This is a genomic window from Altererythrobacter sp. CAU 1778, from assembly GCF_054482795.1.
In genome coordinates, this window is sequence record NZ_JBTLRP010000003.1 from 328,673 (window position 1) to 345,929 (window position 17,257).

Consider the following 17,257-nt stretch of genomic DNA (forward strand, 5'->3'; position numbering starts at 1 on the left):
CCCGGTGAGGGCCGCAGCGCCGATCAGGCCGCGCTGTCGGCCTTGAGCAGTTCGCGCTTCACCTTGCGGGCGTTCGCGGACAGCTTTTCGTTGCGGGTCTTGCGCAGCCAGTTGTCGAGACCGCCATTGTGCTCGACCGAGCGCAGGCCATGGGTCGACACGCGGAACTTGAAGCTGCGATCCAGCTTTTCGCTCAGCAGAGTGACGTTCTGCAGGTTGGGCAGGAACACCCGCTTGGTCTTGTTGTTGGCGTGGCTCACGTTGTGGCCGGTCTGACGGCCCTTGCCGGTCAGTTCGCAAATGCGCGACATGGTGTTTCTCGTCTCGTAAGGTTCTGTTGATACCGGGAAAGGCGCGCGCATAGCGGGAGGGTCGCGAATCGTCAAGCATCGCGCTAGCAGGGCGCATGACTCGCTGGCCCCTTCCCGAAGCAATGCGCGCCGCGCTGGAGCAGGCGCGCGCTGGCGCAGAGGCGGGCGAAGTGCCGGTCGGCGCGGTGATTGTCCATCGCGGCGAAATCGTTTCTTTTGCGCATAACGAGCCGCGCACCAGCCACGATCCGACCGCCCATGCGGAACTGCTGGCGATTCGCCGCGCGGCTGCCGCGCTGGGGCAGGAACGGCTGGAGGATTGCGAACTGTTCGTCACGCTGGAACCCTGCGCCATGTGCGCGGGGGCCATCGTCCACGCCCGGCTGGCGCGCGTCACCTACGGCGCGGGCGATCCCAAGGGCGGCGCAGTCGAGCACGGCGCGCGAGTGTTCGACCACCCGCAATGCCTCCACCGCCCCGAAGTGGTCTCCGGCGTCGGCGAGGGCGAGGCGGCGGAACTGCTGCGCGATTTTTTCAGGGAGCGGCGTTAGGCTGGCTCTCTGCGGACGAGCCCATTGCCGACATTGGCAGACTTGTTAGGTTCGCCTCATGACTGAACAGGCAGACCAAGCAACTCGGGAAGATTGGCAAACTCGCCTATATGAGGCGAGTTACCAATTTAGCGTTGTCCTCCGGGAATTGACTGACACAAACCCGTGGCCCGAAAATCCGGTGCTTGGGCAAGCAATAAATACGCTAGCTACTGAGTTATGGGACCGGTGCTTTACCTTGAGTGAAATAAGGAAGGCATTCGAACAGGCATCTGCGGATTTGCCGCGATATACTGCGGGCCAAGAAGTTAGACCTTAATTTCTGTTCCCCACGCCACGACCGCCCTTACTGACCAGTCACAATCCCCGCCAGATCTTCACCGGCGTACTGTCCTTCGGGCCGAAGCGGCGCGGGTCGCAGCGGCCGGGCATGTAGTCGCGGCGGTAGCAGAGGCGGATTTCTTCGAGCCAGCCGCGATTGTCGACGTCTAGGCCGACGCCGCGCGCGTCCCATGCCGGATTGGCGAGCAGCCATGCCTCTCGCACGTCGCCAGCGGTCAGGTTCTTCTGGCGCGAGAGACGGTCGAAATCTGGGAAGCGCAGCGAATCGTAGAGGATACCGGCGATGCGGAAATATGTCTCCGGCCGGCGGGTCAGGCAGCTACCGTGCTTCGTCCATTCATGCGCGAGCAGGCTGGCGCTGGGCGTGCGGCAGAGGTGCGGGCGGACGCTGGCAGGCGTGGCGCGATTGCGGGTCGGGCAATATTGCGGCCAGCCACCGCCGCGTCCCTCCGGCCACAATCCGTGCAGCACCATGCCGAAGCGCCCGTCCCGGCCCGAGCACTGGCGCGCATCCTTGCGGCTGTCCTCGCGGAAGCGGCAATATTCGGGCGACCAGCTGAGCGACAGGGCGAAGCCGGTGATCGGCACATCGCGCGTCGGCCCGGCCTGCGACTGGCGCGGGATGGAAACGGGCGCACTCGGCACCCGGCATTGATAGGCCTGTGCCTGCGCGATCGCGGGAAGAAGCGCCGCCAGCGCCAGAACGGCAGCGGCGGCGCGCTTCATCGCCTCAGTCGAAGGTGGTCGGATCGACCGGGCCTTTCTTGTCGAGATAGGCCTTCGCGTCCGGGCGGAAGAGATAATAGAGCGCGGCGAGCTGCATCGCGGTGATCACCAGCGAGGTAACGACCGACAGCGTCGGCAGGGTTGCGAGCGAGCCCGGCAGCATGATGAGACCGATCACGGTCAGCGCGATCAGGATCCACATGGCGATCTTGCTGCGCACGCGCGAAACGAGGAACCACAGCAGCAGCGACACGGCCATGCCGATTGCGAAGACGGTAACCGCGAAGCCGGAACCCAGCCCAGCCGATGCCACCGCAGGATCGGCCTGCAATTGCGCCATCGTATCGTCAAAAGTCAGGAAGAAGTTCAGCGCGCCCAGAACGAGCGAACCGAGAAACAGGTAGTCGAACATCTTGATCGATTGCGGACGCATGGCGTGATCCCCCTCAAAGAAGGGGCAATCATAGCCTTACTTGCTGCCGGGGCAATCAGATTGGCGTGAAATCGAGGCCGATATCCGCAGCCGGGGCGCTCTGGGTAAGGCGACCGACGGAGACATAGTCCACGCCCGTTGCCGCCTTGGCGCGGATGGTGTCGAGATTGATGCCGCCGCTCGCCTCTGTCGGCACGCGGCCCGCGACCAACGCCACCGCCTCGCGCAAGGTGTCCGGCTCCATGTTGTCGAGCAGCAGGCGGGTCGCACCTGCCGCCAGTGCGGGTTCGATCTGATCGATACGGTCGACCTCGCAGATGATGTCCTTCACCCCGGCCTCGCGCGCGCGGCGCACCGCCTCGCCGACATTGCCTGCGACGAGGATGTGGTTGTCCTTGATCATCGCCGCGTCCCACAGCCCCATGCGGTGGTTCGACCCGCCGCCCATCCGCACGGCGTATTTCTCCAGCTGCCGCAGCCCCGGAATGGTCTTGCGCGTGTCGAGCAAGGTGCAGCCGGGATTGTCCATCGCGTCGACATATTGCCGCACCAGCGTGGCGATCCCGGAAAGGTGCTGCACCGTATTCAGCGCGCTCCGTTCCGCCGTCAGCATGGCGCGTGCATTGCCGGACAGGCGCATCAGGTCGGTACCGGGTCCGACCTGCGTGCCTTCCTCCACCAGAATGTCGATCGTCATGGTCGGGTCGAGCGCGCGGAAGAACCCCACCGCTACCGGCAGCCCCGCGACCGTGATCGCATCGCGGCTGTCCATCACGCCCTGGAACTTCGCGCCTGCCGGAATGACGCTCTCCGCCGTCACATCCTTGCCCCCGCCGGAAAGGCCGGTGCCCAAATCCTCCTCCAGCGTATCGCGCACGAATTTGCCGAGGTCGAAGCCGGGGAGGGAGAATTGAGTCATGAAAGAGGCCTAGCGCAACGCTGTTCGGGTTTCGACAAGAAACCCGCAAGCGCGACGGCGCGCCCGCAGGTGCCCCGGAGCGATAGCAGAGCGATCAGCACCGAGGACGAAGGCCCGGATGGGCCTTCGCAACACAAACTAATGCACGAACCGCGCGACGACGTCGCGATAGCTGCGCGACACCTTCACCTGCGCGCCGCTTTCCAGGACGAGGAAGCATTCGCCATTCGTGTGCGGCTTGACCTGGCGAACCTGATCGAGATTGACGATGGTCGAGCGGTGGACCCGCTGGAAGGTGCGCGGGTCGAGGCGGCGTTCGAGATCCTTCATCGTCTCGCGCAGCACCAGCGAGTTGTCGCCGGTGGAGATGATCATGTAATCGCCCGCCGCCTCGATATGCTCGATCGTGTCGACATCGACACGGAAGATCTGGCCGCGGTCCTTGACGTTGATCAGCTTCTCGTAACGGCCCGCGCTCTCGTCGTCCTCGCTCATGGAGTCGACCGCATCGGGCGCGACTTCGGAAAGCACTTCCTTCAGCTTTTCCGCCTCGTCGGCGGAGCGTTTTTCGGTCAGGCGCTGACGCACACGTTCCAGCGTGTCGGCGAGCTTGTCCTCTTCGACCGGCTTCATCAGGTAATTGACCGCATTCGCTTCGAACGCACGGATCGCGTGTTCCTCGTAAGCGGTCACGAACACGAACAGCGGCGGATCGATTTCCATCACGCCCTTGACGACGGAGAAGCCGTCGAAGCCGGGCATCTGGATGTCGAGGAAGACGAGGTCGGGCTTCTCGGTCTTGATCTTGCGGATCGCCTCGCGCCCGTTGGCGCATGTGTCGATTACCTCGACGTCGGCGAATGGCTCCAGCCGCAGCTGAAGGCCTTGGATTGCAAGTTTCTCGTCATCGACGATGATCGTTCTGATGCTCATGCCTGTGTTCCGATAGGGCGCGCGGGTTGCGCGGCTTGGGGGTCTGAAATCGCCTTGCCCAGCGCGGGGGATGCGCTGGCCTGGGGCTGGACCGGGGCCGGAGGGATGGCCCGCTGTGGCTGCGGCGGCATTTCGTCCTTCTGTTCCCCTTCGTAGGGAATTTCGATGATAACCGTGAACCCGCCATCGGCGGGGCTGCGCGTCTCGAACCTGTGATTCGCGCCATATGCCTGTGCCAGCCGGTCACGGATGTTGGCCAGTCCTACGCCGGTCGACTTGCCGTGCGCTGAATGCGCCGCAGCCGAAAATTCGAGACTGCGGACATTGGCGGACGGTCCGGGGGCGTTCGCACCGGGTCCGGTGTCCGACACGGTGATGCGGATCCGTTCCCCCACCCGCCTTGCCGACATGCTGATGCGCGCACCTTCTTCCTGAGGGCTGACGGCGTATTTGATCGCGTTCTCGATCAGCGGTTGCAGCAGCAGGGACGGGAGGCAGGCGTCGGCGGCGGCGGGGTCGATCTTGAAGTCGGTCCGCAGGCGATCCTCGAACCGCATCCGCTCGATCCCGAGATACAGCTTCAGCGTCTCCACTTCCTCGGCCAGCGTCACCTTGCCGCCCGGCTGATTCTCCAGCGTGTGGCGAAGGAAGCTCGATAGCTTGGTCAGCATCGCGTTCGCCGGCTCCGTCTGCTTCATCAGCACCAGCGTGCTGATCGAATTGAGCGTGTTGAACAGGAAATGCGGATTGAGCTGGTACCGCAGCATGGCGAGTTGCGCGCTGGTCGCTTGCGCTTCGAGCCGTTCGAGCCGGTCGGTCTGCTCCTCCACCTGCAGGAACAGGTTGATGGCGTAATAAAGCGCCGACCATGCGCCGAGCAGCGTCAGGTTGAGGAAGGAATAGCTTAGCAGGCGCTGCGCGAAGGCGGTTTCGCGATCGGGGTAATACAGCCCGATCACCCACGCATCGATGGCGGCGAAGATTGCCACCGCACCGCCCAGCACGATCGCCGTCAGCCCCCATGTGACATAGGCGGGCCGGTTGATCAGCGCCCGGTAGATCACCGACAGCAGCAGGCTGAGCGAGAACCCGGTCAGGGTGGAGATCGTCAGTATGACGAACAGGTCGGCGGGCTGGGAATTCGCCAGCGCGGAAGCGCTGCGGAAGATCAGCACGCCCAGCCATCCCCCGATCTGGAGGTTCCAGAACGCGCGGTTCTTATTGGCGAAGAACGGCGTCGGCTGGATCGGCAGGACTTGCATCGTCGCGCGCATAGCACTGGATATGGCGCAAACTGCGCCGAGAGCAAGGGAGCGCAGGTGCCTGGCCGCGCAATTGTGCCTTTGCGCCGCCTGCGGCTATGCCCTATCCTGCCTGCACGAGGAGAGCACGATGGACGATACCGGCGAACGCGCGCAATTCACCACGATGACGGAAGGGACGCAGGAAGACTGGGCGATCATTGCGGGTGCCTACCGAGGCTTCGCGGCGCAGAATCCCGACCGCGTGCTGGCTCATTTGAAGCTGCTGGACGGCGATTTCGGCGGCTTCCCGGTCGACCGGCTGGAACACAGCCTGCAGACCGCGACCCGCGCCTATCGCGACGGGCGGGACGAACCCTATGTGGTCGCCGCACTGCTGCACGACATCGGGGACACGCTCGGCGCCTACAACCACCCGGACATCGCCGCTGCCATCCTCAAGCCCTTCGTCACCGACGAAATGCACTGGATCGTGCAGCACCACGGCATTTTCCAGGGCTATTACTACTTCCACCACCTCGGCATGGATCGTGACCAGCGCGAGCAGTATCGCGATCACCCGCATTTCGAAGCCTGCGCCGAATTCTGCGAGAAATACGATCAGGCCGCGTTCGACCCGAATTACGACAGCGCGCCGCTGTCCTTCTTCGAGCCGATGGTGCAGCGGGTCATGAGCAAGCCGATGAAATCGACCTATAAGGAAGCGCTGGAAGAAACCGCCTAGGTTTCGCTCGACACCTTGGCGATCGCGTCCTGCAGACCGGAGAGGCCGACCGCTCCGACCATCACCTGATCGCCAACCACCCAGCCGGGCGTACCGTCGATCTGCAGCGACTCCGCCATGGCGTGATTGGCCTTCAGCTCTTCGTCGATCCGGCCTGATGCCATCGCGGCGCGCGCCGCCTCCAGGTCGACGCCAGCGGCCTTTGCCGCCGCCTCGATCGTATCGGGAGAGGGGCGGCCTGCGGCAAACATGGCGTGGTGGAAAGCGGCGAACTTGCCCTGTTCCGCCGCAGCGAGCGCCATGCGCGCGGCATCCGCGCTTTCCGCCGACAGGATGGGATATTCGCGGATGACGACCTTCAGCTCGTCGTTGTCGGCAATCAGCTTCTCCACATCGGCCACGCTGCCGCGGCAATAGCCGCAGGCGTAATCGGAGAATTCGACCAGCGTGACGCTGCCCTGGGGGTTGCCCAGCACTGCGCCGGGATAGGCGGTTTCGATGTCGTCGCCCATCGGCGCCATCCGGGCCTGCATTTCCTTGGCCTGCAAGGCTTCGAACACTTCGGGCAGCACTTCGGGATTGGCGAGGAGGTAAGCGCGGGTGCGCTCATCCTGCGCGGCGTTGCCGAGGCCGGAATAGGCAAAACCCGCTGCGCCGATGACGCCGCCGACAAGTCCGATGATGGCGGGCAGGAGGAAACGTGCCGCGCTGCTGCTGTTCTCGCTCATGCCTGCCCCCTTAGCGTCGTTCGCGGGCCTGCTCCAGCGCGGCGCGCGCTTCGAAGCCGATATCCTGTGCGCGAAGCCAGTCGGGTGAGCCGCGCTCCAGCCCGTTTTCTGCAAATCCCGCGCTGCGAATGGCCTCCGGATAATTGCCTGCCATGACCTGCTGTTCCGCGCTGGCGAGCCGCGCGCGCGGCATATCGCCCTGCTGCGCGTAGATTATGCCGAGCTGGTACCAGGCGAAGGGATTGAGCCGGTCGCGCGCCACCGAGGTCTTGAGGACCTGCGTGGCCTCGTCGTAATTCGCCCGGTCCTCGGTCGCGATCAGCGCGTGGCCGAATATGGAGGCGATCAGCGGCTCGTTGCGGGTGAGTTCCGTCGCGCGGCGCAGCGGGGTGAGCGCTTCGGCGGGACGGCCCGATTCGAGCAGGATCTGGCCCTTCAGTTCCATGAAATAGGGATTGTCCGGTTCCGCCGCCATCAGCGCCTCCGCCTCTTGCAAGGCTTCGTCCACGCGCGCCTCGCGGTGCAAAGCGTATGCGCGGGCGTAGCGCGAGGGGACATCGGCCCCGGAATAGCTGGCGATCACGCGCTTGGGTTCCGACAGATAACCGATCAGCTTGGCCCGCGCGCGCAGGAAGCGGCGCTGAAGTTCGGGATCGGTTGGCCGTTCCCACGCCGGGTCCTTCAGATAGCTTTCGCGCAGGGTCGCGATGCGGTCGCCGGACAGCGGGTGAGTGCGGGTGAAGGCGGCATCGTCGTCCTGGCTGACGCCGTAGCGGAACTCCTGGCTTTGCAGCTTGCCGAAGAAGGCGAGCGACCCCTTGCCCGAAATCCCTGCGCCGGAGAGGTATTCCGCCCCCGCCGCGTCGGCGCTGGCTTCCTGCACCCGGCTGAAGGCGAGGAACTTGCCCAGGGCAGCACGCTGGCCCGCCATCATCAGGCCCATCGCGGCATCGCCTGCGCCTGCTGCCGCCGCGGCGACGCCGACCAGCAGCGAGAGGAGGGAAATCTTGTTCGCCACGCCAGCGCCTTCGGAATAACGCACGATATGTCCGCCAGTGACGTGGCCGAGCTCGTGCGCGATCACGCCCTGCACCTCGCCCGCATCCTGCGCCGCTTCGATCAGGCCGGAATGGATGTAGACCCGCTGTCCGCCAGCGACGAAGGCGTTGATCGACGGATCGTTCAGCAGCACGATGTCGACATTCCTGGGGTCCAGCCCGGCGGCCTCGGCCAGCGGGGCGGTCATGTCGTTGAGCAGCGCTTCTGTCTCCGCATCGCGCAGGACGCTTTGCGCGGCGGCGGGCTGAACGAGCAGGACGAGCGTCGCGACCAGCGCGGCAATGTGGGAAAGGATACGCATTCAGCTCCGGCTATCGCCTGTTCCCCTTAACCGGTGCTGAAACGGCAGGCTATGGCGCGCTCGTCGCGCCCTGTTCGGCTGCCACCATCGTTTCGACGATGGCATCCGCTTTCCGGGTCGAAACCAGCCCGACCTGCCGCGCGAGGTCGCCGGCCTCTGCGAAATCCTCCCCCAGCCATAGTGGTATGTCGGCGGCAGCAATCGTGTTCTTGGCCGCCAGTTCCTCCGGGGAAAGTGGCGCGCCCGCCTTGCGAATAAAGATGGCCGCTATCCGGTCACCATGCTCGCGGGCGATTTCGGCATAGGCGGGCAGGTCGCCTTGCGTATCGTCACCGATCAGCACGAAGCGCAGGCGCGTGTGCATGTCGAGAATTGCCGCGATTGCCGCGCGCTTGTGCTCGCCATGACTGGCGCTGCCCAGCGTCGCACGGTTGAGGCCCCAGTCACGCAGCGCGATCGGCCCCAGCGGCAGCCCCTTCGCGCGCTTGTATTCGACGAGGTAGCTGTAAAGGTTCCACGGACTCGAACTGACATAGAAGAAGGGATTGACGGTTGCCGCAATGGCGTGGGGCCGCGGGGTGGCACCGCTGTCCGCTCCGCCAGATCCGAGCATCCCGTAAAAGGCATCCGCCCCGCCGACCATGTCGCGCTCCTCCGGCATTTGCGCGAGCAACCGGCGCCAATTGCGAAGCGCGGACCCGATTCCGCCGGTGATGCCCGTTTCGACGATGGTGTCGTCGACATCGGAGATGACCCCAAGCGCGGTCCCGCTTCCCGGTGTGAGAACATGGGCCGGGGCCGTCTGCGGTCCGGCGCGATTGACCCAGCTCAGCGCAAGCTCTTCCCACATGGTGGCCGACGGCACGTCCATTGCGCGCGCTGCCGTGACGTCGAAATGCACGTAGCCTTCGTGGTCGCTGACCAGTTCGAATGTCTCGGGCTTCGTGTCCTTGCAGGGGATTTCGAGGACGACTTTCTGGTTCGCGACCTCGCGCGAGGCGAAGTGGTGCCACATGCTCCGCATTTTCTGCCACGTCGCGCCATGCGAATATTCGTGCGGTGGCGCGCGCAGCACGCGTGCGGACAGGCGGATGCGCTGCCCGCTGCGGTGGCCGAAATAGGGCTGCACCCGTGCGGGCGGCCCCATCAGCCAGTCGATCGATGTGCTCCCCTCGCTCACGAGAGAATTACGAAGCGGGCAGGGCAGGGTTCCATGCGAATGCGGCCGCGCCGGAACTGTATCCCGCGCGGCCGCCCCTTCCGCCCCAGGTTCGCAGGATATTCCTAACCGAGAAGCTGCTTTGCCGCCCTTGCCACCAGCGCTTCGTCTGCCGGGATTTCGCCCAGGCAATCGAGCGATCCGTCCTTGCCGCGCCGGACCATGACCAGCGCGAATTCCTCGCCGTCCCTGGCGATGTCGTTCCACGCCACCGGCAGCAGGTCGCGCAGCTTGCCTGCCAGCTTGGCCAGCGCGGAGCGGACGGGGCTGGCCTGCCCCTTTTCCTCACGCCGCAGGCGGCGTTCGGTCGCGACCACGGCTTTCAGGCCGCCATCGTAGCCGGACAGGAAGCGCTCGACCTCGCCCTTGCCCAGTTCCAGCCGCCGGGCATGGCCCAGCGCGGTGGCGAATTCGGTCAGGCGGGTCTTGTCGTAATCGGCCCCGAAAACGAGCTTCACGACCGGCGTCATCGGGGCGCGTTCCTGCACCGCAATGCCTGCTTCATCGAGCATTTCAGCGTAAGTGTCGGGCTCGGCCTCGGCGGAGAGCGCAAAATCATGCGCCCGCGAGATCGCGGCATAGAGCGCGCCGCGGGTACGATCCTCGTTCGCGACGGCCTGCCCGGCGAGCGTTCGGGCTGCTGCGAGCTCGTCGGCGAGCGATTGCGGCTCGGCAGACAACAGCTCGAGGACCGGCTCATGCTCCGGTGCAATTTCTTCGGGCGAAGCCTGCGGTTCGTCGTCGATCGCCTCGAAGGCATCGAGCGCCATTGGCTCCTCCGCCTCGTCGGCATATTCCTCGTCGTCGAAAACCATCTCCGGCGCGTAGGCCTGAGGCAGGCCGCGGAAGTCTTCTTCCGGCGCTTCGTAAGCCTGAGGGACAGGGTGTGACGTCACGCCATCTTCGTCGCCATCGTTCTCGATAGGTGTGCCGAGATCGACCGTCGCCTTGCCGTTGCCTTCGGGCGCAAGCGCGCGTTTGAAGCCGATGCCGGTCAGCGAACCGAAGCTTGGCTGCGGAAAGCCGTCTTCTCCCAGCGAGGTTTCGTCCTCATCCTCGTACTCGCCCTCTTCGTAGGCGCTCGCTTCGTCCTCGTCGTAATCGTCGCTGAAGCCATCGATATTGGTCGAGAAATCGGGATTGTATCCGCTGTAGCTTGCTTTCAGGAACGGGTTGGACGCGAGCGCGGCGGGCACCGGCATCTCTTCGAGATCCTCCGCGGCCTCGGTGTCCTCGTCGGTCAGTTCCAACGCGGCGTCGAGAGCGAGTTCCTCGGAATCCCCCGTAGGCGCGTCGGCCCAGTCTTCGATCGCGTCATCGGCGCGGGCGTGGGTGACAGCCTGCGTATCGCTCATCGCCCGGTCGATTTCGCGCAGCAATTGCTCGGTGGATTCGTCATCGGCCAGTTCTTTCCAGTTCACCACGCCGAGCACGGTGTCGATCGTCTCGTCATCGGAGGAATAGGGCAGCAGGATGCCGCGATAGAGCACGGCGATCCCATGCAGGTTCACGAACTCCGCTTCGAAACCGATCGGCGCCTGATTTGCGAGAATTTGCAGGTAATGGTCGGTGATGCGGCTGAGCAGAGAGCGGCGCGGCACGTCCGAAAGCTGCGCAATGCCCGCGTCGACACCGCATTCGTGGGCGAGCATCGGACCAAGGAAGGCGATGGCGGGATCCTCGATACCCTTGGAGAAATCCAGCAGCACGCTGTGCGGACCGAAATCGGGTAGCGTGCGCAATTGCAGCGCCTTGGCGTCAGGGTAGTTTCGGTCGGCCATGGCGCCGGCCCAGTGATTGTAGGCGCGCACCTGCATCCGGCGCTCGTCCTGGCCGACGGGGGCCGGGGGCGATTCGCGCTCGGGCGAATCGACGAACGCCTCGTCGCCCGAATCCTCGCTCCGGTCGTCGCCGAAGTCCCATCCGCCGCGCAGCGTGTCCATCACATCTGGCCCCAGTTGCTTGCCATGGGGCGGTCATGGAGGGTGCATGGTAAATTTACCGTAAAACACGCCATCGCGATGGCGCGTGGCGCCGGAACTTCGCCACAGGCGTGGTCGGTCAGAGGATGTAGCGCATCCGGATGGTCTGCCGATTCTGACCGCTCTTCAGGTCGATCGCCGCGGCGTCGAAGCGCGGCGGGCCCATCTGCAGCTTGGCGTCACGCGAAAAGCCGAAGCCTTCCTTGGGCAGCACCAGCGCGCGGTCGACCTTGCCGTTGCCATTCTCGTCATGGAGCAGCGCGACGGCATAGCGACCCGGCTCGATCCCCTTGAAGACGAGGGTCACCTTGTCCGCTGCCCGCACGGTCAACTGGTGGTTCGCCGGCTGGTGCTTGCAATTGGGAAAGTCGCCGGGGTCCGGCGTCAGGCAGGCGCGCACCAGGCCGTCGCTCGAGCGCAGCTCGCTGACCGTCACCGTGAGGCGCGCGGCGTCGGCGACCGGCGCAGCGCCGCCGATCACGGGAGTCAACGCCAGCAGGCTCAGGGCTGCGAGAGGCCGCGATCCGTGCCGCACAGTCGATCCCAGAAACGGAAATAAAGGCCGTAATTGCATGTATATAATTCGTGATGACGCTGATGGTGGCTGGCAGTTATCAGCCAATTGCCCAACGAAGAATGAACGATCCAGCGCGGGAACATCTCCCACCCCATGTGATTGGTCACGCCCATCAGGGTCATAATCCCCAGTACGGTGCCAAGCACCGCGATATGGACGGGGACGAGGAACACCAGAGCCGGGATGATTACTGCCCCCACGATCGCTTCCCACGGGTGGAAGCTCATCGCCGCCCATGCCGTCGGCGGACGGCTGGCGTGGTGGACCGCGTGAGCGATGCGGAACGGGCGCGGGCGGTGCATCCAGCGATGCGTCCAGTAGAACCAAGTGTCATGCGCGAAGAGGTAGATCGCCAGCGACACCGGCAAGTACCATAGCGGCATGGCGTCAATCTCGCTGTAGATGCAAGTCCATCCGCGCTCCTGCCAGCCCCATGCGACCACGCCCGCCGGAATCCCGTAGATCGCGGCGGAGAGCAGCGACCAGCGCACTTCCCTGCCGATCTGGCGGTCCAGCTTCGCATAGGCGCCCGGCCGCACCCGGCCGGTCACCCACGCGAACGCCCCGCTCGTCGCGGCATAGCGCAACGCGACGATCACGCTCATCGCGAGCGCCGACAGGGCAATGGCAAGGGCTGTATCCACGGCGCAGGGCCTACTCGCGCGGACCGGTGCAGCGCAAGCGTTGAGCGGCTACTGGTTGATCGTCCGCCAGGGCTCGCAATCGGGATCGCAGGCAACCGTTTGGCGACGGAGCGATGCGCGGGCGAGCCGTTCCACCTCAACTTTGCGTCGCGCAGCGGCCAGAGGGCGCGAGGGGGCCGGGCGCAGAATCTCGCCATCGTAGCCGTCCGCGACGATCACCCCGCAGCAATCCGGCTCGAACGCCGCTTCGTCCAGACAAGCGCGGTCGAGTGTCGGCGGCAGGCCCCAATAGAAGCGGTCGCAATGTTCGAGATAGTCCGTCCACTTCCCATCGCCGAGCAAGTCGGCGCGGCTCACCTTGATCTCCACGATGATGACCCGGCCCTTGGGATCGATGCCCATCAGGTCGGCGCGGCGATTGTTGCGCAGCGGCATTTCCGGCAAACACCAGATATCGTTGCGCGCGAACAGCCGCGCGATCCCGCGCGCGACGTCACTCGCCACCAGCCGGTCGGGCGTATCGGGAAGACAGTCTTCGAAAGGGACGGCAGCGCGATTCATGCCGCCATGGTGGAACAAACGGCGAACCCGGTCAAGCCGCGATCCGGCAAGATCAGGCGCTGCGGCGCGGCCCCATATTGCCCGCAGGCGGTGCCAGCTGCAGCACCGCAGTCTTGGCGCGGCGAAATTCGCTGCGGAGCGCCTTGGCGGGAGCAGAGGCATCGGCCCCGCGCGCATTCACGGCGAGGAGTGCGGCCATGCCTGCTTCCATCACCGCGGTCAGATCCTCGATCCCCCGGCGTGCCGCCTCGAGCCGCCAGCCGCCGGCGCTTTTCACGATAGCGGGGAAGTTGCGGATTTCGGAGGTCGACTTGTCCGGCTCGAAGCCCGCCATCATCGACACCACGCTGCCCGCTTCCTGCAAAGCTGCCCATTTCATGCTGAGCGCGCTCGCTGATGCAGCGCCGAAGCCGGCACGGCCTGATGTCGAGATGCTGGGCTGAAAATCGGTCGGTGCGCTCATGGTGCCAGTCCTATGCGGGTTCCGCTTGCCAAATCGCTAAGACGGAGGTGGTGGATCATCCGGGCTGCGCGGCGTTCAGGCTGCCGTGCGAAGGCCGGGACGCGCCTTGCGTGCCTTGACCAGCTTGCGCGCAGCCTTGGCTACCATCGCCTCGTCCGCCGGAACCTCGTCCAGCACGACGACTCTTCCGCCAGCGGTCCGGCGAACCATGACAAGCGCGAATTCCTCGCCCTGCGGCGAAATCGCCTCGAGCTGGCGCGGCGCGATCTGGCCGAGTTCGCTGACCAGTTGCGCGTCGAGGCCCTTGGCCTTGACCTTGGCCTGCGTGTCGCCGCGGCGCGCCTTGCGTTCCGCGGCCACCACGCCCTTGATCCCGCCCTCTGCCTGTTCGAGGAACGGCAGGAATGCACCGGCTTCGAGTTGCAGCCGCGCCGCGTGCGACAGGGCGATGGCGTATTCGGACAGACGGGTCTTGTCGTAATCGACCCCGAAAACGAGCTTTGCCACCGGCGTCATCGGCGCGCGCGCCTGCCGCTTCAGGCCTGCGTCGGAAAGCAGTTCGGCAAAGTCTTCCGCTTCCCGTTCCGCGGCGAGCGCAAAATCGTAGGCCCGGCCCAGCGCGGCATAAAGCGCGCGGCGGCTGCGGGTGTCGAAGTCCTGCACTTCCAGCGCCAGTTCGCGCGCGGCAGCGAGGAGATCGTAGAGGCCATCGGGCTCGGCCATCGCATCGAGCGTGTCCGCGAGATCCGTCAGTTCGAGCGGTTCCAGCCCGAATGCGGGATCCGGTGAGCGATCGGCGGCGTCGAGCGAAAGCACCGGCGCCTTGGTCGAAAGCAGCGGCGCGGCTGGCTCGGCGGCCAAGTCGGCGGAGACCTCCATCGCCTTCCAGTTGATCACGCCGTGAATGTGGTCGATCGCCTCGCCATCGGCCGAGTACGGCAACAGGATGCCGCGGTAGAGGATGGTCTGCTCGCGCTGGTTCACGAACTCCGCCTCGAACCCGATCGGCGCCTCGTTGGCGAGGATCTGGAGGTAATGGTCGGTGATGCGGCTGAGCAGCGAGCGTGCCGGGACGTCGCCCAGCATGGCGATGTCCGTCCCCATTTCGCATTCCTCGGCCAGCTTGTGACCGACGAAACGGATACCGGGCGTCTCGATGCCCTTGGACAGGTCGAGGATGACGCTGAATGGCCCGAAGTCTTCTTTCAGGTCCGCATTCAGATCGGCTTCCAGTTCGGCGATCTCGGGGAAGCGGCGCGCGCCAAGCATTCCCGCCCAGTGATTGTAGACGCGCACCTGCATCCGGCGCTCGTCGCCGGTAATACCCGCCGACGCAGCATCGCGTGCGCCGTGTACCGCGCTGTCGTTGTCGTCGATGTCGTCGTGCCCGGCGGAGAGTCCGCCCAGGCCGCGTGCCATGTCCATTGAGGCCCCCGCTTGCGTCCAGTGGCCTCAAATGCCCGAATATGGTGTGCAATCCGTTAAGAACGCAGGGATACCCCACATCCGTTCCTTAACCGTGTGCCGGCTGTGTCCGAGAATCCTTGCGCAGATGCATGGCAGGCACTAACGCTCCCCCGCCTGGCCAGGCACCCGTAGCTCAGCTGGATAGAGCGCTGCCCTCCGAAGGCAGAGGTCACAGGTTCGAATCCTGTCGGGTGCGCCAATCTTTCAATGACTTAGAGAGGCCCGACTTGTTCCGTATGGAATGAGTATGGAAAACAGGGGTCTGGCGCGCATTCATTTTCTATCGACTTCCGTAGTGTAACGACTCATCATGAGATCGATCGATGGCCAATGAATTCACCTTTCGGATCGCCGGTAGCTACAAGCCGGACGACATACCGATGGAGCGACTTGGGGAATACCTGGTCGCTTTGGGCGACTTGTTGGGCGAGAAGAGTGCAGTGCATTTCGATCGGCTCACCGAGAGTTCGACCGTGGTCCATGCGAAGGTCGATACTGCGGCTATGCCGAAGGTTGAGAAGCGCGTTCGTTCAGTTGCGGCAGGCGAAGGTTCGAAAGGCGCGCGGAACGCCTACAATCGGCTGGACGACATGCTTCGGGCCGACAACGCCACCGGGAGTTTGACCGGCGGAGACGGCAACGTGATCCGTGTCGACTTTCAAGGCCGTGATAGACCGGCAGAACTCACGTATGGGCCAATCAAGCAGATGGGTACTCTGGACGGTGAAGTGGTCCGGGTCGAAGGCCGCGATGCCACCGTGCATGTTGGCATTGTTGATGGCACAGAAACCTACTCGCTTGAGGCACCCGAGGCTATGGGGCGCGAACTAGCATCCCTGTTTAGAATTGGGACTGTGCGCTTCCATGGTGAAGGCAGTTGGCTTCGCCATGGCGATGGCCGTTGGGAACTCCGGCGATTCAAGATCGACCGCATCGATAGCAAACTTGATCGGGCTCCCGTGAAAGATGTTCTGGAGGAATTGCGCAAGATCGGTTCGGGCGGCTGGGCGACGTCCCGCGATCCACACAGCGACCTCTTGGCCGAGCGCAACGGTGGGGAGAGCGAGCATTGATTGTCGCCACCGATGCTTCCGTGCTGCTCTATCTAATTGATCCGGATTTGCCGGCACCGCTGGACGAAGACGGGCAGCCTGTGACGAAGTGCAAGGAGCGTTTAGATTACTTGCTCGATACGATGTCAAAACGTGGCGACGTCCTTGTAATACCGACGCCAGCATTGGCAGAAATGCTTACGAAGGCGGACGCAGTCGGCAACGACTGGCTTGCTACCCTCCATGGTAAGAAGGCCGTCCGCATTGCACCATTTGACGAAATGGCGGCCATCGAATGCGCTGCGCTCGCACGCACCCGAAAGAGCCGGAATCCGAGCGCGACACGTACCAAAGCAAAGTTTGATGAGCAGATTGTAGCAATCGCTGTTACGTCCCGAGCAGAGGAAATCCTTTCTGACGACAGTGACATAAACGCGCTGGCACCACCCGGTATTGTGGTTCGGGGGATAGCCGAATTGGACCTTCCACCCGAGGATCCTCAAGGCGACATGTTCCCCTCGCCACAAGACGATTGATCGCCCGAACCATAAGCTCGAGCTGACGGGTCCTACCCAGCGAAAGCATGTTACCTATGCGCTGGGCGACCGCTTTTTCTCCGGCTGCGCTGCGTTCAGACATTAGGTACAGTTAGAAGTTCCAGTTTGAGCCACGGCGGCTTGACCGCTGCTTGAGGTGGGCGAATTGAATGGATCGCAGACAACTCGCAGACATTGGCGAATTTGCATCGCTATTTCAGAACCTTGCCTCGCAATGAGTTGGCTGCGGATCGGTGCAAGCCCGCTCAACTCGCAGACGGGTGACTTTCGCCCAAACCACTATTCTTCAAAGTTTTGAGAGCCTTATATCCCGAATTCGCGGGGTACGGTGTGCGCGAAGTTGTTCCCTATTTGGACCGTTGTGATCGACCACTTCCCCGCCCGATTTCCGATGGCAAAGGTCTTGGTTTCACATGGATTTTGTAGCCCATTCGGCGCTTGAAGGA

At 64.1% G+C, this 17,257-nt stretch carries 19 protein-coding genes and 1 tRNA gene; 5 read left to right on the forward strand and 15 right to left on the reverse strand.

The window, feature by feature from the left end; all coding sequences use genetic code 11:
* Positions 1-23: 23 nt before the first annotated feature.
* On the reverse strand, positions 24-311 hold the full coding sequence (gene rpmB, locus ACXYN8_RS13190) for a 50S ribosomal protein L28 (protein ID WP_458889912.1): 288 nt from the start codon (positions 309-311) through the stop codon (positions 24-26).
* A gap of 95 nt (positions 312-406) precedes the next feature.
* Here rpmB and tadA point away from each other — a divergent pair, with 95 nt between their 5' ends.
* Positions 407-862 (forward strand): tRNA adenosine(34) deaminase TadA, encoded by a 456-nt coding sequence (gene tadA / locus ACXYN8_RS13195; RefSeq protein WP_458889913.1) that lies wholly within the window; start codon positions 407-409, stop codon positions 860-862.
* A 357-nt stretch (positions 863-1,219) separates the two neighbouring features.
* Here the strand turns inward: tadA and ACXYN8_RS13200 are convergent, their stop codons facing one another.
* The 5 genes from ACXYN8_RS13200 to ACXYN8_RS13220 all read right to left on the reverse strand — a co-directional run bounded on the left by ACXYN8_RS13200 (position 1,220) and on the right by ACXYN8_RS13220 (position 5,477).
* Entirely contained in the window at positions 1,220-1,930 is a 711-nt protein-coding gene (locus ACXYN8_RS13200; RefSeq protein ID WP_458889914.1) for a ribonuclease T2 family protein, read from the reverse strand.
* Positions 1,931-1,934: 4 nt separating this feature from the next.
* Complete coding sequence (locus ACXYN8_RS13205; protein ID WP_458889915.1) at positions 1,935-2,363, reverse strand: hypothetical protein; 429 nt, start codon at positions 2,361-2,363, stop codon at positions 1,935-1,937.
* Between the two features lie 55 nt (positions 2,364-2,418).
* Complete coding sequence (gene nadC, locus ACXYN8_RS13210) at positions 2,419-3,282, reverse strand: carboxylating nicotinate-nucleotide diphosphorylase (protein ID WP_458889916.1); 864 nt, start codon at positions 3,280-3,282, stop codon at positions 2,419-2,421.
* A gap of 138 nt (positions 3,283-3,420) precedes the next feature.
* Complete coding sequence (locus ACXYN8_RS13215) at positions 3,421-4,215, reverse strand: LytR/AlgR family response regulator transcription factor (protein ID WP_458889917.1); 795 nt, start codon at positions 4,213-4,215, stop codon at positions 3,421-3,423.
* The gene (locus ACXYN8_RS13220; RefSeq protein WP_458889946.1) at positions 4,212-5,477 is read right to left on the reverse strand and encodes a sensor histidine kinase; all 1,266 of its coding nucleotides are present in this window, start codon (positions 5,475-5,477) and stop codon (positions 4,212-4,214) included. The genes ACXYN8_RS13215 and ACXYN8_RS13220 overlap by 4 nt, the downstream gene beginning before the upstream one ends.
* 130 nt (positions 5,478-5,607) lie before the next feature.
* On the opposite strand from ACXYN8_RS13220, the gene ACXYN8_RS13225 reads away from it, so the two are divergent.
* Positions 5,608-6,201, forward strand: a complete 594-nt coding sequence (locus tag ACXYN8_RS13225; protein WP_458889918.1) for an HD domain-containing protein — start codon at positions 5,608-5,610, stop codon at positions 6,199-6,201.
* Here ACXYN8_RS13225 and ACXYN8_RS13230 read toward each other — a convergent pair.
* The 9 genes from ACXYN8_RS13230 to ACXYN8_RS13270 form a co-directional block, all read right to left on the reverse strand.
* A complete protein-coding gene (locus tag ACXYN8_RS13230) occupies positions 6,198-6,929 on the reverse strand; it encodes a DsbA family protein (protein WP_458889919.1) in 732 nt (243 codons plus the stop codon). The genes ACXYN8_RS13225 and ACXYN8_RS13230 overlap by 4 nt on opposite strands.
* 10 nt (positions 6,930-6,939) lie before the next feature.
* The gene (locus ACXYN8_RS13235; RefSeq protein WP_458889920.1) at positions 6,940-8,289 is read right to left on the reverse strand and encodes a M48 family metalloprotease; all 1,350 of its coding nucleotides are present in this window, start codon (positions 8,287-8,289) and stop codon (positions 6,940-6,942) included.
* Between the two features lie 49 nt (positions 8,290-8,338).
* Positions 8,339-9,469, reverse strand: coding sequence for an App1 family protein (locus ACXYN8_RS13240; RefSeq protein WP_458889921.1), 1,131 nt, complete (start codon positions 9,467-9,469; stop codon positions 8,339-8,341).
* A gap of 104 nt (positions 9,470-9,573) precedes the next feature.
* Complete coding sequence (locus tag ACXYN8_RS13245) at positions 9,574-11,451, reverse strand: PAS domain-containing protein (protein WP_458889922.1); 1,878 nt, start codon at positions 11,449-11,451, stop codon at positions 9,574-9,576.
* Between the two features lie 118 nt (positions 11,452-11,569).
* A complete protein-coding gene (locus ACXYN8_RS13250; RefSeq protein ID WP_458889947.1) occupies positions 11,570-11,971 on the reverse strand; it encodes a DUF2141 domain-containing protein in 402 nt (133 codons plus the stop codon).
* A 20-nt stretch (positions 11,972-11,991) separates the two neighbouring features.
* Entirely contained in the window at positions 11,992-12,672 is a 681-nt protein-coding gene (locus ACXYN8_RS13255) for a sterol desaturase family protein (RefSeq protein WP_458889948.1), read from the reverse strand.
* Positions 12,673-12,759: 87 nt separating this feature from the next.
* Positions 12,760-13,272 carry an MmcB family DNA repair protein gene (locus ACXYN8_RS13260; RefSeq protein WP_458889923.1) on the reverse strand — a complete coding sequence of 171 codons (513 nt, stop codon included), beginning with the start codon at positions 13,270-13,272 and terminating at the stop codon, positions 12,760-12,762.
* 52 nt (positions 13,273-13,324) lie between these two features.
* Positions 13,325-13,735, reverse strand: a complete 411-nt coding sequence (locus ACXYN8_RS13265; RefSeq protein ID WP_458889924.1) for a hypothetical protein — start codon at positions 13,733-13,735, stop codon at positions 13,325-13,327.
* 75 nt (positions 13,736-13,810) lie between these two features.
* Entirely contained in the window at positions 13,811-15,160 is a 1,350-nt protein-coding gene (locus ACXYN8_RS13270; RefSeq protein ID WP_458889925.1) for a PAS domain-containing protein, read from the reverse strand.
* A 164-nt stretch (positions 15,161-15,324) separates the two neighbouring features.
* Between ACXYN8_RS13270 and ACXYN8_RS13275 the strand changes: the two genes are divergently transcribed.
* From ACXYN8_RS13275 to ACXYN8_RS13285, 3 genes are all read left to right on the forward strand, one after another.
* Positions 15,325-15,401, forward strand: a tRNA-Arg gene (locus ACXYN8_RS13275).
* A 124-nt stretch (positions 15,402-15,525) separates the two neighbouring features.
* A complete protein-coding gene (locus tag ACXYN8_RS13280; protein ID WP_458889926.1) occupies positions 15,526-16,275 on the forward strand; it encodes a hypothetical protein in 750 nt (249 codons plus the stop codon).
* Positions 16,272-16,790, forward strand: a complete 519-nt coding sequence (locus tag ACXYN8_RS13285) for a hypothetical protein (protein ID WP_458889927.1) — start codon at positions 16,272-16,274, stop codon at positions 16,788-16,790. The genes ACXYN8_RS13280 and ACXYN8_RS13285 overlap by 4 nt, the downstream gene beginning before the upstream one ends.
* Positions 16,791-17,257 lie beyond the last annotated feature (467 nt).